The 22,408-nt window shown below is 66.6% G+C and carries 15 protein-coding genes and 1 riboswitch; of the genes, 10 read left to right on the top strand and 5 right to left on the bottom strand.

Annotated elements, in window-relative coordinates; translation table 11 throughout:
* Positions 1–972 precede the first annotated feature (972 nt).
* Positions 973–1,064, top strand: a riboswitch (TPP riboswitch).
* A gap of 55 nt (positions 1,065–1,119) precedes the next feature.
* From HFP48_RS29830 to HFP48_RS29820, 3 genes are all read left to right on the top strand, one after another.
* Positions 1,120–1,884, top strand: a complete 765-nt coding sequence (locus HFP48_RS29830; protein ID WP_168580939.1) for a 3-oxoacyl-ACP reductase — start codon at positions 1,120–1,122, stop codon at positions 1,882–1,884.
* Complete coding sequence (locus HFP48_RS29825) at positions 1,884–3,209, top strand: LLM class flavin-dependent oxidoreductase (protein ID WP_168580938.1); 1,326 nt, start codon at positions 1,884–1,886, stop codon at positions 3,207–3,209. Before HFP48_RS29830 ends, HFP48_RS29825 begins: the two co-directional genes overlap by 1 nt.
* 849 nt (positions 3,210–4,058) lie before the next feature.
* Positions 4,059–5,156: a PDDEXK nuclease domain-containing protein gene (locus HFP48_RS29820; protein ID WP_168580937.1), complete on the top strand. Its 1,098-nt coding sequence runs from the start codon at positions 4,059–4,061 to the stop codon at positions 5,154–5,156.
* A 283-nt stretch (positions 5,157–5,439) separates the two neighbouring features.
* Here HFP48_RS29820 and HFP48_RS29815 read toward each other — a convergent pair whose 3' ends face one another.
* Complete coding sequence (locus tag HFP48_RS29815; RefSeq protein WP_006946781.1) at positions 5,440–5,679, bottom strand: hypothetical protein; 240 nt, start codon at positions 5,677–5,679, stop codon at positions 5,440–5,442.
* Positions 5,680–6,307: 628 nt separating this feature from the next.
* Between HFP48_RS29815 and HFP48_RS29810 the strand changes: the two genes are divergently transcribed.
* Positions 6,308–7,021, top strand: a complete 714-nt coding sequence (locus HFP48_RS29810; protein ID WP_168580936.1) for a ParA family protein — start codon at positions 6,308–6,310, stop codon at positions 7,019–7,021.
* 3 nt (positions 7,022–7,024) lie between these two features.
* On the top strand, positions 7,025–7,885 hold the full coding sequence (locus tag HFP48_RS29805; RefSeq protein WP_168580935.1) for a ParB N-terminal domain-containing protein: 861 nt from the start codon (positions 7,025–7,027) through the stop codon (positions 7,883–7,885).
* A 1,090-nt stretch (positions 7,886–8,975) separates the two neighbouring features.
* On the opposite strand, the gene HFP48_RS29800 is transcribed toward HFP48_RS29805, so the two are convergent.
* The 4 genes from HFP48_RS29800 to HFP48_RS29785 all read right to left on the bottom strand — a co-directional run bounded on the left by HFP48_RS29800 (position 8,976) and on the right by HFP48_RS29785 (position 13,290).
* Positions 8,976–9,539, bottom strand: coding sequence for a dihydrofolate reductase family protein (locus tag HFP48_RS29800; protein WP_006946769.1), 564 nt, complete (start codon positions 9,537–9,539; stop codon positions 8,976–8,978).
* Positions 9,540–10,103: 564 nt separating this feature from the next.
* Complete coding sequence (locus HFP48_RS29795; protein ID WP_168580934.1) at positions 10,104–10,898, bottom strand: hypothetical protein; 795 nt, start codon at positions 10,896–10,898, stop codon at positions 10,104–10,106.
* 105 nt (positions 10,899–11,003) lie between these two features.
* Positions 11,004–12,836, bottom strand: a complete 1,833-nt coding sequence (locus HFP48_RS29790; RefSeq protein ID WP_246872636.1) for a hypothetical protein — start codon at positions 12,834–12,836, stop codon at positions 11,004–11,006.
* A gap of 61 nt (positions 12,837–12,897) precedes the next feature.
* Complete coding sequence (locus HFP48_RS29785; RefSeq protein ID WP_168580933.1) at positions 12,898–13,290, bottom strand: hypothetical protein; 393 nt, start codon at positions 13,288–13,290, stop codon at positions 12,898–12,900.
* Between the two features lie 2,156 nt (positions 13,291–15,446).
* On the opposite strand from HFP48_RS29785, the gene HFP48_RS29780 reads away from it, so the two are divergent.
* The 5 genes from HFP48_RS29780 to HFP48_RS29760 all read left to right on the top strand — a co-directional run bounded on the left by HFP48_RS29780 (position 15,447) and on the right by HFP48_RS29760 (position 22,408).
* Positions 15,447–16,367 (top strand): ParA family protein, encoded by a 921-nt coding sequence (locus HFP48_RS29780; protein ID WP_006946761.1) that lies wholly within the window; start codon positions 15,447–15,449, stop codon positions 16,365–16,367.
* The gene (locus HFP48_RS29775; protein WP_168580932.1) at positions 16,364–17,062 is read left to right on the top strand and encodes a hypothetical protein; all 699 of its coding nucleotides are present in this window, start codon (positions 16,364–16,366) and stop codon (positions 17,060–17,062) included. Before HFP48_RS29780 ends, HFP48_RS29775 begins: the two co-directional genes overlap by 4 nt.
* Before the next feature lie 940 nt (positions 17,063–18,002).
* Positions 18,003–18,518 (top strand): serine/threonine protein kinase, encoded by a 516-nt coding sequence (locus HFP48_RS29770; RefSeq protein ID WP_246872634.1) that lies wholly within the window; start codon positions 18,003–18,005, stop codon positions 18,516–18,518.
* A 407-nt stretch (positions 18,519–18,925) separates the two neighbouring features.
* Entirely contained in the window at positions 18,926–20,929 is a 2,004-nt protein-coding gene (locus HFP48_RS29765; RefSeq protein WP_168580931.1) for a helix-turn-helix domain-containing protein, read from the top strand.
* Between the two features lie 348 nt (positions 20,930–21,277).
* A complete protein-coding gene (locus HFP48_RS29760; RefSeq protein WP_168580930.1) occupies positions 21,278–22,408 on the top strand; it encodes an integrase in 1,131 nt (376 codons plus the stop codon).

Here is a 22,408-nt window from a genome sequence, read left to right as displayed (position 1 = left end):
CTGTCGTGAGCCATCGGATATCTCATAGACTGCCGCGCCCGTGGGAACCCCTTGCGGGGCGGCGATCAGACCAGGGGTGCACGTGACAGCCCAGCAGGGACAATTGGTGCTGGTGGGAAATCCCTCCGATGCCGCCGCGGTGAGACACTGGGCCGCGGTGCGGCGCTGGGCTGCCCAGCACGGGTGGGAGACCACACGGACCGTGTCCGACGGTACGGCCTGGTGCGCGATCGTCACCGAGGAGGTCCTCGCTGGGCTCTGCTCCCCGGCGGATACGGCCGCCCTGGACGCCCTCCGCACCGCCGGCATTCGATGTGTCGGTGTGCACGATGCACCAGCACTGCTCGCCGCCGCCTTTCCGTCCCTGTCCAGATCGGCGTGACCCGGCCGTGGCAGCCCGCTGCAACTCTGGGCGTGCACCGTGCTGATCCGCCCGCCGACCGGCCCGTGCTCCGGGCGCCCCCAACTGTTCGCCAGGACGCCTCATCGACGCCGTAGCGGTTCTGCGGACGTGACCGGACCGATTCGCAGGGGGAATCGGCCCGGTCACGTCCACAGAACCGGATACGGTCGAACCGCTCGCGGCGGCGACGCCCGGGCCGCAGCGGTCAGCGCCGCGGCCCTCGAGGTGTGCCGATGGTTCATGCGACCCCGGGCAGAGCTCGCACCGCCTCCTTACCTCCAATGATCATCTCCCGGTGTTCTTTCCAAGCGCAGCTGACGGGACGCACCATCACCGGTGGGGACCTCGAACCCGCACTCGCCGTGCCCGAAGAACTCCGTCCATACGGGCAGGCCAGTTCCGCCGTACCGCCACAAATGCGCACTTCGGCTCCCGAGGTGTGCAGCGGGCGGCCCCAGTTCGCCGGCGCCAAGAATCGCCGCTGATGATCCAGGTCGTTCCTTCCTCCCACCCGGCCCATCTGCGGGGGCGGGGTACCGAGGGACACACCACGCCAGTAGCCTGAGGAAGGACTCGACACGGGGTGCCGGAAACGGCTGAGAGAACACCCGTCGAACCTGATCTCGATCATGCGAGCGAAGGGATGCCGAGCCGGCGACGGACCACGCGTCCGTCGCTGCCCTGCACCCTTCCCGACAAAGGGAAGGCACCAGAAGATGTCACTGCAGAACCAGGTCGTGCTCGTCACGGGCGCCGGACGCGGTCTCGGCCACCACATCGCCCACGCGTTCGCGAACGAAGGCGCCGCCGTCGTCGCCAACTACCGGCACAGCCGCGACGCCGCACACGCCCTCGCCGAGAAGATCGGCTCGGACCGCGCGATCGCCCTCGAAGCCGACGTGACCGACCGAACCCAGATCGACGCACTGGTCACCCAGGCCCGCCAGCACTTCGGCCGGCCGATCACCACGGTGGTCAACAACGCGCTGCCCGACTTCTCCTTCAACGGCGATGCGCGTGCCAAGGCCGACGAGATCGGCTACCGCGACTTCGCAGCCCAACTCGACGGCATCGTCGGCGGCGCGATCAACACGATCCAGGCGGCACTGCCCGGCATGCGCAAGGCCGGCGGGGGCAGCATCATCAACATCGGCACCAACCTGTTCCAGAACCCGGTGGTGCCCTACCACGACTACACCGCGGCCAAGGCCGCACTGCTCTCGCTCACCCGCACCTTCGCGGCAGATCTCGGGCCCGACGGCATCCGCGTCAACATGGTCTCCGGTGGGCTGCTGCGCACCACCGACGCCTCGGCCGCCACCCCCACCGCCGTGTTCGACCTGATCGCCTCCTCCACCCCGCTGCGCACGGTCACCACCCCCGCGGACTTCGCCGCCGCCGTCCTGTTCTTCGCCGCCGACTGGTCGCGAGCCGTCACCGGACAAAACCTGGTGGTCGACGGCGGACTGGTAATGAACTGATGCCGGCGCCCCGCACCCTTCACCTCAATGCCTTCCTCTACGGCGTCGGCCACCACTCGGCCGCCTGGCGGCACCCCGACTCGCCGGCCGAACGGATCGGCGACATCACCTACTTCGAGGAACTCGCCCGCACCGCCGAGCGCGGATGCCTCGACGCGGTGTTCTTCGCCGACGGCCACAGCATCAACCCGACCTACACGGCCGGAACCACCTGGTTCCTCGAACCGCTCACCGCGCTGGCCGCCATGGCGCGCGCCACCACCCGGATCGGCCTGGTCACCACCGTATCGTCGAGCTTCTACACGCCGTTCCACGCCGCGCGCATGCTCGCCTCGCTGGACCACATCAGCGGCGGACGCGTCGGAGCGAACATCGTGACCTCGATGTTCGACGACGAGGCCCGCAACCACGGCTTCGACGGGCTGCCACCGCACGCCGAGCGCTACAGTCGCGCCGAAGAGTTCATCGACGTCCTCACCGCCCTGTGGGACTCCTGGGACGAGGGCGCCCTCGCCATCGACCGGGCAGCAGGACGGTTCCTCGACCCCGGCGCCGTTCGCCGCATCGCCCACCGCGGCACCCACTTCCGGGTGGACGGGCCGCTGACCGTGCCGCGCTGCCCGCAAGGCCGGCCGGTGCTGTTCCAGGCGGGAGCGTCCGAGACGGGACGCACTCTCGCAGCCCGGTATGCAGACGCGGTGTACTCGGTGGCATGGGACCTGCCCGCGGCGCTGGACTACGCCACCGACCTGCGTGCCCGCATCACCGCGGTGGGACGGGCGCCGGGTTCGGTGGCGATCCTGCCAGGCTTGGTCACCTACGTCGGTCGCACCGAGCACGAAGCGTGGGCGAAGAAGACGGAACTCGACGCGCTACTCGACACCGACGCGGCGCTCGCCCAGCTCGGCGTGTTCACCGGCCAGGACTACACGCGCCACCCCCTCGACGCGCCAGTGGCGGACCTGCCACCCGTCGAGCAGTTCACCGGCCCCCAGGGCCGCTACACCACGGTGCAGCGGATCATCGAGACCCGACGGCCCACCCTGCGCGATCTGCTCGGCTACCTCGCGGCCGGCGGCGGGCACGCCACCATGATCGGCACGCCCGAAGCGATCGCCGACCGGATCGAAGAATGGTTCGTCGCCGGCGCCTGCGACGGATTCAACCTGATGTGCCCGGCCTACCCCGGGTCGCTCGACGACTTCGTCGACCTCGTCATCCCGGAACTGCAGCAGCGCGATCTGTTCCGCACCGAATACCCGGGTACCACGTTGCGGAAGACTTTGGGGTTTTCCGTGCCGGGCACCGCTCCTACGACAGTCTAGTGTTCCGTCGGCTCGGCCATAGCGGCGCCATCTCTTCGACTTCCTTTCCTGCCAAGGCTTTCTCAGTTCCTGTTCGAAGTCGGCGAGCAGGTCCACGGTGTCTTCGGGACCGGCGGACAACCGGACGACGCGATCGGGGATGCCGCAAGCACGGCGGTCCTTGCGTGCGGGGAATGCGGCGCCGTTACCAACCCCACCGCGGCCGCGGTGGCCAGCACCCGCATCGGCTCGGCGCTGCGCCCAACGAGAGCGGCCGAGGACTCCGGCACCACGCCCATCCCCGACGGCTCTCGCACCGTAGGCCGGCACCCCGCCCCCTCCCCTGGTAGTACCGCCGGATTCCGGAGGTCGCGTGCCAGACACCCCCGACAGTCCCCTTAAGGAGCGAGCGAATAACCCCCTGATCCTCTCGTCAGGCTGTTCTGACGGTTCGAGTACAGCGGCTTGCGCGCATTCTTCTGTATCCGTCATCGACGGTGCCAGCGCTCCCTCGCAGGTCATCCCCCGCCACCTCCGCCCCCTGCACCACGACGCCCCCACGGCACGTGGGCACCAGACCTCTTCGTCCCCCATCTCCGCCCGGCTGCTGTTCGGTCCCGACCTGTGAAGATCTACTCCCGCCCGGTCTCGAACACAATGGCCCGTCATGTCGTCGCCATGACAGAGCCGGTGCCATATCGTTTCCGACAGTTCGTCGAGCATCTCAGCGGCGGCGCGGACCCGCAGGCAGGGACTGCGCCCGGTAGCACGGGTCTGTCGGAGAGCTCCGCGTTGACAGCGCCTGAGCGCGGGTCTCAAGGGGCGTGGGTCGAGTGGAACAGTGTCGTTGGCTCGGTGCACGATGAGGCGGTGACCGAGCCTGCCGCCGCACTACCCGACGACTATCTTGAGTTTCTCGATCAGCTCAAGAGTCAGGTGCGCCACGCGCGGCTCCGCGCAACCCGGGTGGTCAACACCGAACTGCTGTTGCTGTATTGGGACCTGGGTCGGGCCATTGCGGAGCGACAGCAGACCCAAGGGTGGGGAACCAAAGTCATCGACCGCCTCGCCTCGGACCTGCGGTCGGCCTTTCCCCAGATGCGCGGCCTTTCGCGCAGCAACCTGTTCTACATGCGGCAGATGGCCCTGCTGTGGCCTCGGTCCGCAATCGTCCAACAACCTGTTGGACGATTGCCGTGGGGACACATCACGGTGCTGCTGGACAAGCTCGACGACCAGGACGAGCGCGACTGGTACGCCACCCGGGCCGCCGAACACGGCTGGTCGCGCCACGTGCTTGCTCACCAGATCACCGGGCAGCTGCACCGGAGGATCGGGGCGGCGCCGTCGAACTTTCCCGATCATCTGCCCCCGCAGGAGTCGGACCTGGCGCAGCAGCTCGTCCGTGACCCGTACGTCTTCGACTTCCTCGACCTGAGCGAACGAGCCGCCGAACGCGAATTGGAAACGGCGCTGATGGCCCGGCTCGAGAAGTTCTTGCTCGAGCTCGGGCACGGCTTCGCCTTCGTGGGCCGCCAGTACCACTTCAGTGTCGACGGCGACGACTTCTACATCGATCTGCTGTTCTTCAACTGGACCCAGTCCCGGTTCGTCGTCGTTGAGCTCAAGGTCGGGCGGTTCGAACCCGAGTACGCCGGCAAGCTCGGCTTCTACGTGTCCTGGATCGACGAGAATCTGCGGATGCCGGAGCGGCACGCCCCGACCATCGGGATTCTGCTGTGTGCGGGCCGCAACGACAACGTCGTCCGGTATTCCCTCGCCGGTACCACTGCGCCGTTGGCGGTGGCGAACTACACCTACGACACCCTGCCCGACCCGGTCCGCGCACTCGTCCCCACCGATGACGAACTCGCCTCCGCAGTGGATGCAACCCTGCTCGAACTCACCCTGCATCCTGCCGAGGACGGCGCCGACGACGGTGCGCCCCGCGACCCCGACACCGCGTAGTGAGGTGACACGGGTTCAGGCGGAGAATCCGGGGCACGAGAGGCAGTGGAACGGTCGGACCGCCACTTCGAAGAACGGCTCGGATCCCGTTCGGTACCGCACGATCGAAGCGAACGTTGCTGGCCCCGGGGCGGGACGGACCGGAAGCGTCACCCGAGAAACTGGGCGCGGGCTGGCTGGGGAGGAGCAGCACCCTCGCCGATCGGATCGTGGTCGAGTTCGAGCAGATGATTGGCCCCGCCGCTGCACAACCGAGCAGCCCAGGCCCTGCGCCGCCATCCCGTCAGCCGGTGTCGCGCTGATCCGACTGGTCGGCGGGCTCGTCGTAGGGATTGACGCTACGGCGATCGGTTCCGAACTCGGCATTGAAACAGGCATCGACATTCGATGCGTGGTATCCCTCGGCCCACGCCCTGCGCAGTGCCTGCCGCAGTAGGGTTTCAACCTCGTCGCTACTGAAATCTGGAGCGAGGATCTCCACATCCTGGCGTCGCCGTGGGCGACGCCGCGGCCGGCCGGTCATGACCTCACTCCTTGACTCCCAACTCATTATCCGCCCACGACCCCCAACCAGGGGTGTCTTGTCGCATTCGAGGCATTTCCGGGATCGCAAGAGGTCCGCAATCAGGAAGATGCCGGCCCGGCAAGGGAGCGAGCACCGAGGGCCGTCGTCCCTGGGCAGGTGACCGCGGGGCCTGTCCAGCGGAGCTTTGTCGTGGCTGTGAGACCCGGGTTCGGTGCACGTGCGCGAGCCGGACCTGCCGTGCGCTACCGAAGGAACGGTGGTTCGGCGAGCACGGAGCACGGAGCACGGAGCACGGAGCACGGAGGATCCATACACGCCAGCAGAGACTCTTGCGTGAGGTTCGAACCCGGAGGTCGTTTCTGGAGCCGGAACCCTCGGCCCTTTGTTTACCGCGGTAATCCCCTCTGCACCGCCACCTCAGCGAGGCTTTGACGGTCACCAGCGAGGCAGCCCCGTCCGCACCGGCGGCCCCAGGGACTGCGTCCGCTTTACCGCGGTAAAGCGGATGCGCCGACCGGATGCCGCGTGTCGCTGTGCCCGGGGACGCCCGCCTGCCGTAGGGTGCTCTCGGTCCGAAGTAGCCCACCACCGTGGTGGGTGAAGCACACGGAAAGGCGCATCGCGCATGACAGTTCATGCTGTTCTCAATCAGAAGGGCGGCGTCGGCAAGTCCACCATCGCCGTCAACCTTGCCGCCGTCACCGCCGACGTATTGGGTACCGGCGACGACCCCGACGCCACCTCTCCCGTCGCCGCGGTTTCGGTCGACCCCCAGGGCTCGGCGATCTGGTGGGCCGACCGCATCGACGACCTGCCGTTCCACGTCGTCCAAGCTCACGACGACATCACCGGCCTGCGCCGACTGAACGAACTGCCCGGCATCCGGCACGTCTACGTCGACACCCCCGGCTGGATAGACCTGGCCGGCGCCGACGACGACTCCGATCCCCTCGGCCGGGGTCCGGCCGCCGAGGCGCTGCGCGCCGTGCTCGAGGTGGCCGACCACGTCATCGTGCCGATGGAAACCGAACCGCTGTCGTTCGACCCGACCGCCCGCACCATCCGCAAGGTGCTCGAACCCCGCGGCATCGCGCACACAGTGGTGATCAACAACTGGGATCCTCGCGATGGCACAAGGGATCTCGAGGAAACCAAGGACTTCGTCCGGGCCAACAAGTGGCCGTTGGCGAACACAGTGATCCGGCACTACAAGCTGCACGCCCGAGCCAGCGCGGACGGACTGGTGGTCACCGAATATCCGGCCAACCGGGTCGCGTTGCAGGCCCGCGAGGACTTCTACCGCCTGGCCCTCGAGCTGCGCATCGACGGAGGCCGATAAGCCATGGCCCGCGGAACCCGCACCTCTCTCGCCTCGCTGGCCGCCGCCGTCGGGGAACACTCCCCCGTCGACCGCCACCACCTCGGCCGCACCGCACCGACCACCGCGTCGCTGACCGACCTGGTGGCCAACCCGCGCAACCCCCGCGACGACCTCGGGGACCTGTCCGATCTCGCCTCCATCGCCGCAACACAGCTGCAGCCGGTGCTGGTGGTCACCCGGCAGGCATACCTGCAGCTGTACCCCCAGGACGAGACCGAACTCGCCGAAGCCCGCTGGGTGGTGATCAACGGTTGCCGCCGCTACGCCGCCGCCTCGAAGTTCGGTCGAACCGGCCTGGACATCGTGGTCAAGGACGAGGTCGCCCGCGACCGTGCCACCCTGCTGGCGGCGGCAGTGACCGAGAACATCGGCCGCCGCGACTTCGACGTCATCGAGGAAGCCAAGGCCGTCGAACTGCTCGTGGCCGAATGCGGCCGCGCCGATGCTGCCGCCGCCCGGCTCGGCAAGACCGAAGGCTGGGTCTCCCAACGCCGGGCTTTGCTCAAACTCGCTCCCGAGCTCCAAACCGCCCTGCGTCGCGGGGAACTCGCCGTCCGACTCGCTCGATCGCTTGCGCGAGTCCCCCTCGAACAGCAGGTCGATACCTGGCAGGCTCAGCAGCAGATCGAAACGGTCGACAAGGACAGCGCCGACGACAGCAGCCCGCCGGTGAACCAACGTCCTCGGGCGGATGCCGCCAAGGTGGTGCGCGCCTTCCGTCGACTCGATGCCGACCCTCCCACTCTCGCCGATGCTCTGCGTGACTATCTCAACGAGGAGGGACTGCTGGCCTTGATCGGCGCACTCACTGCGCACACATAATCCCGGCGCCGGCTCTCCCGGCGCCTCCGATCGAGCACCGATTCCCACGAAGGGTGCTGGTTTACCGCGGTAAACCAGCACCCTTCGTCGTGAGCTGGTTTCCGAGCAGCGGCAAGAACTGCGACGGGCTAATCGGCACCCGAAGCCAAGGGGACGGCGACATCGAGCGGCACCCTGATTCCTCCCCCCTGCCCGGTCGGACCTGTCACGTGACTAATTGATCTCCAGTCCATTCCCTGCCGTCAATCGCGAGGCTATATGCCACCGCGCCATCACAAGACGGAGGAACCCGGGCCGATCCAGAACACCCTCGTTCCGAACGGTTCACAGGTACGTTCCGTTTCGGCACGTCACCGTAGCGGCTGGTCTCTCCGCAACCGTCGTCACCTCGCGCCGAGTCGATACGACGTACCGGGCGGCAAAGGGCCTCACCGAACCGGAGTTCCTGTACCCCGCCCCATCCCCTCCCTGGGGTGGAAACCGAGGGTTCGCACCTGGACGAAGGACATCCGAACTCCAGGCTGCCTAGCATCGCTTCCCTGCCGGAGCCGTGGGACGGACTTGCGCGCGAGGCGATCAGACCGGGCGAACCATGACTTTCGCGGATGGACGCATGCGCGCCGTGCCCGACATCCCCGAGCGGATCACCCTCGGTCATGGCGTCTGTCGCCCGGGCCGGCGGTGGTCCACGCACGTCGGCGCCGGGACCAGCCGGGTTCGCAGCACCACTACGGCTACGTGCTCAATGGCCGAATGCGAGCACGAAGCCGGAAGGACCCAGAGGTCGAGGCCGGACCCGAGGACCGTTCGCGGTAGGACCGGCCCACGACGCATGGGTGGTCGGAGACGAGTCCTGTACAGCACTCGACTGGTGACCCCGAGCCTGACGCCTCACCCCACCCGGGGCAGCCGTGCGCGGCCGATGTCGTCGCTGCGGCCCCCCGGGGTCATCGATGGTTCTCGAACCCATGGACCGACGCGACGGTTCGTTCGCCGTCCCAGCCGTATACAGGGCTGCTCGACGGACCGTTCCGGAACACCGTCGCCGAGTTGAGGTGGCGGTCGGCCGGGCCTGAGCCGGGGATGGGCCTCAGCCGAAGTCCGGAAGGGTTACGGCGTCGGACACCACGGTGTAATCGAGCAGCAGGACACCGTTGTCGAGCACCTTGCAGTCGCGGAGGTCCAGGGTCGCCTGCACCTCAGCGGGGTCGAACAGGCGCCGGCCCGAACCGACCAGCACGGGGTAGACGACAAGCCGGTATTCGTCGACGAGAGAGTGGCGGCGCAGGAATCCCACAAAGCTGCCGCTTCCCATGACCAGTAGGTTCTTCTCGGCCTTGAGGGCGCGAACCCCCTGCGCGACGTCCCCCTCGATCCGGGTGGCGTTCCATTCCAGTTCGGTGAGCGAGGTCGTGGCCACGAACTTGGGGATGTCGTTCATCTGCGCCTTGGAGGCGTCGTCCTCCCCGGGGTGATCGGGCCAGACGGCGGCGAACTCCTGGTAGGTGGTGCGGCCGAGAAGCAACGCGTCCGCCTCGCTCAGTTCGGCGTCCTTGAACGCGGCGATCGTGTCGTTCCAGTACGGGAACGTCCACGCGGGGTTCTCCATGACGCCGTCCGCCGAGACGAACTCGGTGACCGTGACCTTGCCCATGACAATCCTCGCTTCTCCTCTGCCCGACCCGTGCGGACGGGGGTGGTGTCACGGATACAGACCGGCCGAACCGCCCGAATTCACCGCGGCATACGGCGGGCTCACTGTCCGAGTTCGGTGAAGGCGTAGCCGGGCAGGTCGACCTGGTGGCGACTTGCAGAGAGCGACCATCCGCGCGTCCGCGTGGCCCGTCCGGTCATGATCATTTGCGCCGCGGCGCGGCTGCGGACCGGTCTGGGTCCCGACATTCCCGCGCAGACGGCGTCGGTCTGAGCGGTGACGCACACCCCCTTGCCCCGCCATAGGCCGACAAGCGGTCGATCCCCCTTCATTCGTGGACACCCGTGTCGTGGTTGCGGTTTACCGCGGTAAACCGCAACCACCACGGCCACCTCCCGGGGAGGAGCGAATTCTCGAGCCGCCACCACCGCGCTTTACCGCGGTAAAGCGACCGGCATCAGGACGACGCACTCCCCTCGGCTGGCATCTCGAATGCGCCAACCTCCGCAGAGAACTCGCCGAACAGTGAGCGCACCGAGACCGATACCGCCCTCGAGACCCCCTCTACGCCCAATCGATCTGGATGTCCTCGATCGCTTCGAAGTGGAATCCGAACTCGTCGCTGTAGACGTCGAAACCCTTGTTCTCCGGGTACTCCAGCGTGGCATGACGCTCGAGGATCGCCACCACCCGGCCGTGATCATCATTCGCCAGTGCCGCCGCCAACGCCTGCGATTCCTCCACCGTGAACGGGATATCGGAGTTGGCAAAGTCCAACGTGCGGGTGCGGAAGTCGTAGCCGGCCTCGGAACCGTTGCGCACCCCCACCCGGCCCTTGACCCGGATCGTGGCCCGCTTCGGCGTGCCGTCCGGACGCAGCACCCCGGCCCGCTGCATCGTGTCCTGAGCCTTGACCGCCCGCAGCTTGCTGGCTGCGTCGTTGCGCAGCTCATTGGTCTTACCCGACCGGTATCGCGACACCGCCGACGCGGTACGGCCGATCCGCTGCGCCACCACCGCCACCCCACCGAGTCGCTCGATCGCCGCGCGCCGCTGAGCCAGCTCGGCGACATCGGCGTGCGGAATGCGTCCTTGCTGCACCCAGCGGCGCAAGGTGCGGTCCGACGGCGCCCTGCGTCCGGCGTCGACGGCGGCCTGCCGCAACCCCTCCCGCCCGATCTCGGTACGCAACTGCCCCACCGACACCGTCGTCGTGAGCCCGGCCAGGCCTCGACTGGTCTGCTGCGACTTGGCTACACCCGCCGTCGCCGCGGCCGCCACCTTCACGTGCATACCGTCAAGACCCACCGCTGTCTGCGGCACCGACTTCGAGCGCTTTTTCGGCAGATGTAGCGCCACCTACTCGTCCCCTCCCCCACCGACCCGACGACCTGCCATGGCGTGCCGCCCATACAACCCGACGGCGGTCACACCGTGCCGCCACACCAACCCACACCGATCCATCTACGCGTCCTCCTCGCCGCAGGCACCGTAGGCCGCATCGATAGCGAGCTTGACCTCATGGGTGTCCTGCGCAGCCGCGAACACTGCAAGCAGATCGTCGGAGAGCCGGGCGTGCTTCTCGACCACCATCTTGCCCAACGCCGGGCTGTCATCCGCGACGTCGTCCGCCTCCCCCAGCAGATACACCCACGAATCCGTCATGGTGCGGATCGGCCACCGACCGGTCTCACGCGCGATGCGCATCGCCACCCGACGGCCCCGCCAACGGCAATGTGCAATGATCGCCGCTCGCCACAACGGCTGATGGTGATGCTGCATCCGAGTCGCAGTCCACATTTCCGGATTCACCATCCGCCCGATGTACCCCTTGTAGCAGGCACCGACGAATCGCTTCATCGCCACATCGTCGGTCTCGACCGCGACACCACGAGCAGCGCGCAGGATCGACGCCCACTTGTCCAACGCCCTGCCCTGCTCGGGATAAATCCACGCTTCGGTGACCTCGAGATCGTCGACGTCCACCCCCATCCCCCCGTCCGCGACCGGTGCGCACAACCCTTCGAGGCTCACGGTGGTCACCCAGGTTCGTACCGGAGCATCGAACTGCATCACCGGATGCGGCAGCGGCAACTTCTCCGGCAACGAGTACTGCCCCGCCGCGGGCAAGGTCACACGCCACAACCCGAAGGCCGGCTTGGTGCGAGACGCCTCCTCCACGGCGGCATCGCCCACCACGCGGCGCGGTCGCCCGTACCCGAAACTCAGCATGCCCGCAGAGGCCAGGTACGCGGCGCGCTGATCGAGCGTCACCAGTCGACGGGCATGGTCCAGATCTTCGGCGTCGGGGACGCGGGCCCAACCGGCCGCCGGTTCGAGATCACCGCGCGGCGGCCCGTCCAATGGTGGCACGGGCCCGGCCGTGGTGACGAGAATGCCCTTTCCCGTACGGGTCCGTTCGCGGCGGATCTTGTCGACGACCGCGGCCCCGGTGCGAGCCGGGGTAGGGCCCGGCAGGACACCGAGGTGCTTGGCGCACCACGCGAGGCGACGACCGAGTTCGCGCGCGGCGGGCAAGTCGTCGTCGGGTAGGTATGTTCCGGCAGTGGGTGAGCCGAGAATGCCCATGTCGCCGACGCGGTTACCCCAGCCGAAGTCCTTGTTCCAGTAGGTCCATACATAGGGCTCGAGAACGAGGTCCACCATCTGGGTGGCCTTACCGATCGCGCGGGACAGGTGCACCACGTGCCCAGGGTCGCCCCGCAACTCCCAGCCTTGTGCGATCAACGGCGGCAAGGTGGCGGAAATGACCTGACGCAATTCGTCGGCGGCGCGCACGCGCAGCGCTTCGAGGTCGTCGACGTCGTCCTCGCTGCCCGGGTCGATGATCCAGCCGAGCTGTGCGCACGCGTCGACGCCGACGAGCCAGACCTGAGCCGGGGAGCCGAGGGGGGTCAACGCAGCCCAGCGAACGAGCTGATCGAGTTTGTCGATCGAGTCAACGGATCCTGTAAGCACCCGCCCGGACGGGGTGTAGGAGGCTGCGGCGGTGATGACGATGGCGTGTCCGTCGGCGTCTTCCCCGGCCGGCAGGCTCTCCCACCCGGACGGGCCCGGCTCCGGAGTACTCGGAGCTTCAAGCTGGGGCTCTGAAGGTGGCGTGTCGGACGGCGGGACCGCCTCCACGATGTCCACCGCCTCCGCGGAGGCCTCGGGCTGCAGTACGGAGGCGGCCTCGACCCGGGCATTGGTTTCCGGCTCGGCCGGCCGCTCCACGTCGAACAGTGCGAACTGCTCTCCCCCACCCATGCGCTGGCCTTTCCTGGTCGATGCCATCACTGTTCACCGTTCGTAGTGGGTGTCCCTACCGGCAAGGTGGAGGCGGGAATCCCTCGAGTCATCGGGCGGCGGCGAACTCGCGGGCGGCGGACAACACGTGGGGGCCGATCTCGGCCAGCTCCCCTTCTCGGAGCAGAAGCGCCGGAGAGCGGTCGTCGAGGATGGGATTCAAGCTTTCGAACCAGACCTGCGCCACGGCGGGGGTGTCGCCTGCGGTGATCAGTCGCGCGATGCGGTAGGCCAGGCGTACGCGGTGGAGGTCGGTGTCGTTCCCGATGGTGCGGGTTCCCGCTGCCCATTGCCGAACGGCCCTGGTCTCTTTGACCCCGCCCAGGTACGCGACCAGCTTGGCGCCGAGCAACTGTTGCAGCGCCGTCACCAGCTCGGCTTGGCTCATGCGGGCGGCGTCGTTGTAGGCCGCCAGATCAGAGGGGAGATGCGCCGCGGTCACAATCAATACCCCTCCGGATCCCAGCTTGAATCACACACGACTTGCCACGGCAAAGGATATACCGCTTCGCGGACAATGCGCCCAGATCCCGAAAACGGCAGACCGGCGAGAACTCGACTGGGGGCGACGCGTGCGTCCCTTACGCAGCCCTTGCCCCAAGAAGATGTGCCCCAGGATGCGCGCAATCGATCGGCTGGTGCCGCTGTTCAGCTGCAGGGTTCGTTTCGGGTGTGCTTTCGGTGGGCCGAGACGGTAGATCGACCTGATCGTCCGCGAACGACGGCACCGCTCAGCGCGAAGAAGATCGCTCCGGTGCCGCGCGGCACGAACTCGGCCCAGGTAGGCACCTCTCCAGCTGAAGTTCTGCTGAGGATCATCGGAGAGTGCGGTGCGGACGCTGCGCAAAGCGCTGCGCTACGGAGACAAGTCCTGACGCGGGGGGCTATTCGAGCCAGGACATGCGCTGATGGTGATCGTCTACTTCGAACGTGGCGTGAACCCGACTGTCCGCCCAGGATGGTCCGGGTTTCCCGGTGCAGACAGAGATTGATCAGAGCGCTACTCCGGATGATAAGCCCTGCCACCACCGCGAGACGGGGCGTGCGCGGTCCGATGACCAAGGAGGGGGACCAACCCGTTGAACTGCATCTTTCCGAGTTTTATTGTGATAATTTTCTTATCATCGTTTTAACATATTTTTCTTGGTGTTATCTTCACCCAACCCGAACGCAGTTGGCCTTTCCGGGGCGATGACCTCCTGCGGGTCTCCCGCTGCAGGCGGATCCCTGCCGACTCTCCGGCGTCCCATCGGTTCCCCTCCCCGCATCCGGCCAGGTCAGCTGATTGTTCGGCTTCCCGCCGCTCACGTCGTGCCCGGCGGGAAGGTCGGGGTCGGGAAGACGGCCGTGGGATCGCTCCATAGCTCAGCCCGGATGGGATAGCCGCGCCGGTTCAGGAATGAGCATCCCGTCATCTGAGCGCCATTGCGCCGCTTCGGCGCGACAGGCCGTCGCTGCTTCAACCTCGGCGCGCCGGGGACCACGGCCGTCGCCATTCGCACTCCCCTCCGGGCGCCTTCCCGCCACGCACCACGCATGTGAGGTCCCTGGTCGGGTCGTAGGGCAGGTCTTATCAGCGCCATGTGGAGCGCCGTAGTTATGGCCTTCTGTATGGCGCTATATATGGGTCCTCGTATGGAAGTTCGCATGGGTCTACGCCGGGATCCGAGTGGTGTCCGCAGAAGGGAAGGTCACCGGCTTGCGCGGCACTTGCGGATCGCCGAAGTGCACAACACGAAGGCCTGGTTCACGACCGAACCGCAACACCTCGACACCGTCAGAGCGCTCGACAGCCGTCCACTCGCGTAACGTCGGCGTTGTCGGAACGGACTGCAGGGGCGGGTTCCGCGAGGCCACAGTCGTCCCCCGAGTCTGTCGCTCGACTATTCGATCCCGACTCTTGTCGCGGCAGGTTGTGAACCTCCCTCTTCCGCTTCCCGTGCCCTGTTAGCGGTTGCGATCGGCCGTGTCCTCGGACCTCACCCCAGGCAGCAAGCATGGGGGTCCGCACCCGCACTCTTCCGGTCGCCGGATGCTCGAATCTTGTTGACATCTTGGCTCGGTTCGCCAGCTCGGTCAGGACGTATATCTGGCCCGTGAACTGGGAAAACACATGTGGGAGTATGTATGGGGTTAAATACGGTTCTCTGTATGTATCTTGTTATGGCTATCGATGTGGGTATCTACCGGGACCTTATATGGATGTACGTATGGTGTTATTTATGTTTTATCGTATGGTGCTTTACAAGTCCGTACTTATGGCCATGCGTCCGTGCTGTGCAACGGCCATACGCATGCCCCTCTTACGGGTCTTCTTACCGGCCTTCTACATGGACCTTCGATAGGCCGTATGGGTCGCCGTCCTTCTGACTTTCTTTATGGCCTTTTAGATGGCCTTCTCTACTGCCATATGTATGGCAACACAGCCGAGCATTGAACTGTCCATTTCTATGGCCTCATAGATGGCCTTGCTGATGGACGTACGTCCGGCGGTATCCACGGTCGTGCAAGCGCCCATGTCACGGTCCGTACAAGCGGCCGCATTCACGGGCGTGTCGATGCCCAGTCGTCCGGCCGGATGCCTGTACATTCACCCGGGTGAACATGCAGCAGCCCGCTCGGACCGTCCTCGTCGCCAACCAAAAGGGCGGGGTCGGTAAGAGCTCGATCGTCGCGGCCGTCGCGGGGATGGTCGCGGCGGCAGGCCGGCGTGTTCTTGTGGTGGATGCGGACCAGCAGGCCAACGTGACTTCGTCCGATCTCGGCGTCGATGGCGATCGGGGGCGAGGTCTGAGCATGGCGCTGCAGTACGCCCACCCGCTCGAACCGCAGCGCGACGTGCGTCCGAATCTGGATCTGATTGCTGGAGGACCGGCACTGGCCGTAGTCGGGGCAGTCGCCGCCACCGCCGCCCAATCGGGCACGGATCTTCGGGCCAACTTGATCACCACTCTCGGGGACCTGTGTGAAACCGAGCGCTACGACCTGGTCCTGATCGACTCGGGTCCGGGCGATGCACCCTTGCTCGACGCTCTTCTCGGGACTGCGCGTTATCTCCTCGTCCCGACCAAGGACGACGACGCAAGTTTGTCCGGCGTCGAGCTCTTGGCTGCCCGGTACCTCCGCGCGCGGCAGAACGGATCGTTGATCCAACTCTTGGGCGTTGTGCTCTTCGATGCCAATCCCCGCGCGACCACGAGAAACCGGGAAGTGTTCGAGCAGGTCGGGGAGCTTCTCGAGGGCAGCGGTGCTTCGCCGTTCGAGACATTCATCCGCTCGGACCGGGCGGCTGCAGTCGATCTGCGCACTCGCCATCTCACCCCCTCCGAGTTGGTGGAGGTTGCCGACACGCATCAGAAGCACCGGCTTCAGCGGCTGCGTCAGAAGGCGAACCTGGGGGAGCGCCTGTGGTCCCGGGATCCGTCGGGCTTGGCCGGTGACTACCAGGCACTGACCCGGGAGGTTCTCGGTCGTTTGGCGGCGGCGGAGAGTGGACGCGTCGCAGGTGGTGTGGCGTGAGTTCTCGACGCCGCAGAGCGGCGTTCGATCCGGCCGCCCTGGGTGATCTGGACGACCTGCTTCCCTCGCTCAATACGGTGAAGCCGCAGAGCCCTCCTCCGCAGCAACCGGCGCCGGAGCAGACGCGTTCGGCGATGGAGCCGTCTGTCGCAGAGGCTGACCCGGAGCAGCGGGCGCAGGAGTTCCGGCATCTCCAGGCAGTCGCCGAGCCGCTCAAGGACGAGCGCACGGCGGAGGATGATCATAGCGCCGACAAGGGGCGGGGAGCGGAGCCACGCAAACGTTCACGCCCTCGCGAAGGTGGTGCGGCGCCGGTGTCGCGCACCGCGCCGCCGGAGGTCTCGTTGTCGCCTTCCGTGTACGACGCACTTCGTGCGCTGACCTTGCGTGAGCGGGCCAGCAACCCAACTACTGCGCGTTCCTATGGGCAGGTTGTTCTCGACGCGATCGAGCTTCATGCCGTTGAGCTGGAAGCACATTGGCGTGCGGCGACTGGATCGTCCGGGGGACTCTTCCAGCGGAAGCAGGCGGCCGGCGCGCGCCGGCGCCGACACAGTGAGCCACAAGCCCGAGTTCCGCTGGCGGGAGTAATTGCTTCGGATGCAAAGGTTTTGGATCGACTGGCAGATGAGTGGGGTGCCGGCAGTCGCAGCGCCCTTGTCGAACAAGCGCTTCGCCTGTACTTGAGTCTGTGAGTGCCCGCAACCGCAGTAACAGCGATTCCCGCAGTGCCCTGCACAATCGATAACCTCACCGCGACAGACTCTTTCGTCCTCGAAGCAGGAGCAGCACTGCGCCGGCTCCGCACCGCTCGCTGGAGCGCGGACGATCTGCGCAGAGGGAAACCCCCCACCGACGTGGCGCACCCGGGTGCGGTCCCACATCGGGACCGGGATGGGCTTGTGAATTTGGTCCGGGACAATCGTGGTCGATCCGCACGATATGGAGCGTTGCGACTTCCGCGGCCGAGGTGAACGTCCGGGGCTCTGGGTTGCCGAAGCGGGGGCGTCGGCCGGCACATTCGACAGGCCTTGGATGGCCCACCAGGGGAGTGCCCACTCGAGGCCGCGAAGTTTCTCTCGAGTTCGGGCGAGGCCGGACTTCGGTCCCGGCCTCGGCTTCCCCGCGAAAGCCACTGCGCAGCGCAACGGCGGACAGAATTGCGTTCGGCTTCAACAGTCCGGCGCCCGGGGATGGCGGTCTCCCTCCAGGTGCGACGCCAATGCACTAACGATAATCGTTTTCTTTATTTGATGTCGTAGACCAAACTTATGCGGCGGCCGGCGAGCTCCGGGATGGGGTCGATGCGGTGGCGACCCGGTGCCCTTGCTTATGTTCGAGGTGTCCACCCAGTAGGGTGGGGCGCTATCGCCGCCCGCGTGCCGAGGGCGGCAGGCGAGCGGGGTTCGAACCATCCGCCTCGAGACTCACCTCGAGCCACGGGTGTCCCTCTCGAGAGTTCTCGAGTTACGATCTGCTCCTCGGCGCGTCTCCGTGCATCTCGCGGTTGTTGGCCTATGGTTATTTCAGCAATCTGAGATGGATCCGCGTGTTGGGATTGCTGAAATTCCGAGAGGATGTACGCTCAGCCTCGTCGGACCGTTGTAGCTCCACCGGAAGGAAAGGCGAGTAGGCATGTCACATCCCGCCTTGATGCCCGATGTCCGCCGTCGCGCGCGCCGCACCTCGGGTGCCGGCCGCCCGTCCTTGGGTCACCGCGAGCCGGTTGTGACGACGTTGTGGAAGCGCAACCTCGACCGTCTCTCGGCCATCAAGAACTCGACGAACGAGACGGCCAGCGACGTCCTGGGGGTGGCCATCACCATCGGACTGCGCCATCTGGACCTGCTCCCTGCAGGTTTTCAGGCCTACGAGCTCGACACGATCGTCGACTCCTCGGGAGGTCTGGCCGAGGAACTGGGCATCGAGGACGGCGCCGAGCGCCGCAAGGTGTGGACCCGGCTCCCGGTGGCTTACCGCAGCACGATCGACCAACTGGTCGACGATTACTCGACCAATCGAGTTGCCTTGCTGGGCGCGCTCGCGGCCGTTGGTTTCGGCCACATGGACGAGTTCGACTCCGCGCTGACGTACATGCGTCAGGCGGCACTGAGCACGACCGAGGGAAGGAGCTTGACGATGGCGAGCTGATGCGGCGGCAGGACTGCGCCTGCCTTACGACATCTTCATACCGTTGCAAGACTCATTCGAGGAACGCACACGCCGTTGCCGACCTCCGGGAAGACCACCCCGGACATGGTCGTCAGTTCATCGGGACCTAACCATCCCCGATTGGGCTTAACCACCCCAGAAAAGGCGAGTGCCCCACCATCCGCTTGGTGGGGCAACTCATTGCCGGACTGACGTCCAGCGCACTGCGTGCTCACACAATCCCTTCGGGTACCACCCCGAATCCCTCGAACCGACTCTCGCAACCACACGAGAGAGGCTTCGGTTTGTTGAGAACCGATTGCCAGGTTACAGGCATGCCCGCTGTCCTGTCGACCTGCGCTGCGCGTACGTCACATAACAATGGGGAACCGGCCGGTGTCACACCGGTGACCAGACCCCTCGGCACCATCATCCCGCCGGAATCGGACAACGCTTCCAGCTGGGAAAACACCGATCTCCACCACCAGATTTATGCCGTGGTACGGCGGTGGGCCCCCGGGCCGGCCCGGCTCGATCCGGACCGCACTCACCGGTACTCCGAGTCACGTGTTCTTTCCGAACGTGCCCCCGAGTGTCCGTTCGCGCTGCCGCTGGCCGACGCCCAGGGACAGTTCCGACTCCTGGCGTTCGACTTCGATATCGCACGCGGTGACGCCCCCGGGCACGCCGCTGCCTTCGCCGCCTTGCTCGCCTACCTCGGTATCCCGCACCTGGTCTGCGCCTCCTCCGGAACCGACAACGGTGGCCGCCATATCTGGATCCGACTCGGCAAAGCGGCGTCACCCAGCCTGGTAGCCGATATCGCCCGAAGTGCTCGCACGGCGTTTCCTTCGCTGGACATCAGTCCGTTGCTCAACCCCCGGACAGGATGCGTGCGCGCACCCGGCTCTCGGCACGGCAAGGCCACGCAGGCCCGTTCCCGCGTGCTGGCCAGCGCCGATGCGCTCGCCGCGGTGCGCGTCGCCGACCGGGGAATCCCTTCCTTGCACCAGACCCGCATGCTCGAGGACCTGCGGGCCATGTTGCCGACTCCCGAAGAAGCTTCCGCAACCGCGCGCAGACGACGGCGGCCGCTCAATCCGTCACGCATCCAGCACACGGCTCCGACGTTCCACCACGGAACAGTAGTAGCAAAGGACCTGTGGGGGAGGGGACTGGATGGTCTCCCCCTGACGAGGCGCCCGGTGTCCCCGCAAATCGCTCGATTATTGGCCGAGCCCCTGCCCTCTCATGTAGACCGCAGCTTTGTGGCGGCGCGCATCCTTGCGGGCATGATCGGGTCCGGCTGGACGTCGGCAGATATCGCACATGCCGCCTTCACCGAGGCGCTACCCGGCCTCGAGCACTTCCGAACGGTCCGCACACCGGTCGGATTCCTGCCCCGGCCACGTCGTCACACCTATCTCGCCCGGCAGGTGGCACATGCCGCCGACTATGTACGCGCGCATCCCCTCTCGAAAACGGGGTCGTCTCACGCTCCGGACAGCGTAGGGGCCCAGAGGCCTTTCGCCCGCACCCGGCGGGCGCTCCTGGAAGTCGTCGAGGCCGCCGATCGTGCCGAGTTCTTCCGCGGAGGCACGGATGCTGCAACCCGGCGACTGGTCTTCGACGGTCTCGTTGCCCTCATGTTCGATGTCGGCGCCCGCACCGTGGCGCTCGATGTGCGGCGGTGGGCAGACCGTATCGGCAGCCACCGGAGCACGGTCTGCCGGTATCTGGCCCAGCTGGTCACCGCGGGATGGGTGGTTCGCGTGCAGGAAGCGGCGGGGCCAAAGGCAGCAAGCTACAGTGTCGCGGTACCTCAGTTCATTTCTGGGACACAAGTGACTACGCCCCCTTCGGGCCCCAGGCGTGCACTCGAGCTCCTCCGCCTCCGCCTCAGCCACGCCCGGGCCGACCTCTGGTCCGCCCCCTCCCTCGGCTCCCTCACCCGGGAGGCCCACCTGCAACTCCTCCTGCACCCCGGCATCCCCGCCGCCGCCCTCGCCACTCTGCTCCACACCTCAGCTACCCAGACCCTGCGTTGCCTACGCCGGCTCCGCCGTGCGGGTCTGGCGACGGGATCGCTCGACTGCCTCCGTGCTCGTGCCTCCCGGCGACTGTTTACACGAACTGCGGAAATCCTGGGTGTAGCCGGGATCCTGGCCCACCGGTGGACCTCCTACCAGCACGAACGAGTGGTCTGGCGGTGGTGGCTGGAGGAGCTGCACTGGAGACGCGCACCTGCGTCCAGGAAGCCGCCATGGATTCTGAGGCGAACGTACGGGGCGTTTCCGACGAGAGGAGACCGCAGACTGGACTGGGTGACTGCTTTCGAACGTGTCGCCGGCGGGGCCTACCGGCACTGGGCAGCGACAATGAACTTGTTCTCTACGAAATCACGACAGTAGAGAGCCGGACCTGTCGACCGCGAACACCGTGTTCCAACGGCGTCATATCGGCATGAGTCGACAGTGGCCCTCGGTTCCTGCGATCGCCGGAACCGACAGCTCCCGAAATGCGCATGGTCTCCCAGTCGACGCATACACCTGTACGGTTCGGGCTCTCGAACCCGCGATTGTTGAACGTATTGCGATGGTTGCACCGACGTCCCCTCCCCAGTCGCGTCGACCCCGGGGGAGGACTTGCCCGCGGTGCCAAAGCCGGACTCGCCACTTGCTGTGAGGGGGCATGGTTGTCGCAGACGAATGCGATAGTCTTCGCGCGGCAACTGATCCATCTGCCGAGAGGAGACTGCGATGTCCTCGCTCGAATCCTCTACGCCGGGCGACCACAGCACACCGCCCTCCACCCGCCCGCTGGAATTTCATCCGCCCTCCGCACCCCAGGCCAGCAACACCCGACGTGCCTACTCCGCGGACTGGGATCGATTCGAACGATGGTGCCACCACAACCACCGTCGCGCCCTCCCTGCCGAGCCGGACACGATCGCTGCCTACCTGGCCGACACGGCCACCCACGGCGCCACAAGACAAGGACGACCGTATTCCCACGCCACCTTGACCCGATGGATCGCCGCCATCAACCAGCGTCACCGCAGCGCCGGATACGCCCCGCCCGGAACGGACCCCCGCGTTAAGACCGCCTTGGCCACCATCCGCAGCCACCCGACGCCCTCGTCCGCCCAACCTCCCCGCCGAACCGCGCCTCTTCTCGTAGAAGATCTCACCACCATCCTCGCCGTCACTCGCAACGCCTGCACCGGCTGGGCCTCCCACGTGGCTGAGCGCCGCGACAGCGCGGTGCTGCTGACCGGGTTTGCCGGTGCCCTCCGCCGCTCCGACCTGGAGACCCTGCGTATCGGCGACGTCACCGCCGATCCCGCCGGCGGACTCCGAATCCCCGTCAAACATTCGACCGGAGCGCACGACGACAGCACACCAACCGTGCTCCTACCCCCCACACAAAGCCACTGGACCTGTCCGCCGTGCGCGTACACACGGTGGCTCCAGGTGATAAACGCATGGGACACCACAGGACGGCCGGGAGTGATCCGCCTGCTCCGTCACCCGACACCATTCGACGCACACATCTGCCACGGCCCGCTGCGGAAACCACCCCACCCCGACGCCCCGCTCTTCCGCCCGATCCGCAAGAACGGCAACCTGACAACCACTGCCCTCTCCGGATCAGCAATCCATGCCATGATCCGCCGACGCGCCCACGACGCCGGCTACGACAACGACATCGTCGCCCAACTCGGCGGACACAGCCTGCGCGCAGGATTCATCGCCCAGGCCCTGCGCAACGGCACCGACGTTCACGCGATCATGCAGCACACAGGGCATGTCAGCACAGCTATGCTCAGCACCTATCTCCCCGCCCGGACGCCGGGGGCGGCCAGCGTCGCCGCCGAGATCGGCCTGTGA

The sequence above is a fragment of the Rhodococcus sp. DMU1 genome (genome assembly GCF_012272955.1).
In the GTDB taxonomy this organism is placed as follows: domain Bacteria; phylum Actinomycetota; class Actinomycetes; order Mycobacteriales; family Mycobacteriaceae; genus Rhodococcus; species Rhodococcus aetherivorans.
This window is presented reverse-complemented; position numbering and strand designations above follow the sequence as displayed.

Excerpts from the sequence above, each read along its gene's own strand:
- HFP48_RS29830 (WP_168580939.1), top strand. The coding sequence starts at position 1,120 with ATGTCACTGCAGAACCAGGTCGTGCTCGTCACGGGCGCCGGACGCGGT.
- HFP48_RS29825 (WP_168580938.1), top strand. The coding sequence starts at position 1,884 with ATGCCGGCGCCCCGCACCCTTCACCTCAATGCCTTCCTCTACGGCGTC.
- HFP48_RS29815 (WP_006946781.1), bottom strand. The coding sequence starts at position 5,679 with ATGACCGGCCGGCCGCGGCGTCGCCCACGGCGACGCCAGGATGTGGAG.
- HFP48_RS29810 (WP_168580936.1), top strand. The coding sequence starts at position 6,308 with ATGACAGTTCATGCTGTTCTCAATCAGAAGGGCGGCGTCGGCAAGTCC.
- HFP48_RS29805 (WP_168580935.1), top strand. The coding sequence starts at position 7,025 with ATGGCCCGCGGAACCCGCACCTCTCTCGCCTCGCTGGCCGCCGCCGTC.
- HFP48_RS29800 (WP_006946769.1), bottom strand. The coding sequence starts at position 9,539 with ATGGGCAAGGTCACGGTCACCGAGTTCGTCTCGGCGGACGGCGTCATG.
- HFP48_RS29790 (WP_246872636.1), bottom strand. The coding sequence starts at position 12,836 with ATGGCATCGACCAGGAAAGGCCAGCGCATGGGTGGGGGAGAGCAGTTC.
- HFP48_RS29770 (WP_246872634.1), top strand. The coding sequence starts at position 18,003 with ATGTCACATCCCGCCTTGATGCCCGATGTCCGCCGTCGCGCGCGCCGC.
- HFP48_RS29760 (WP_168580930.1), top strand. The coding sequence starts at position 21,278 with ATGTCCTCGCTCGAATCCTCTACGCCGGGCGACCACAGCACACCGCCC.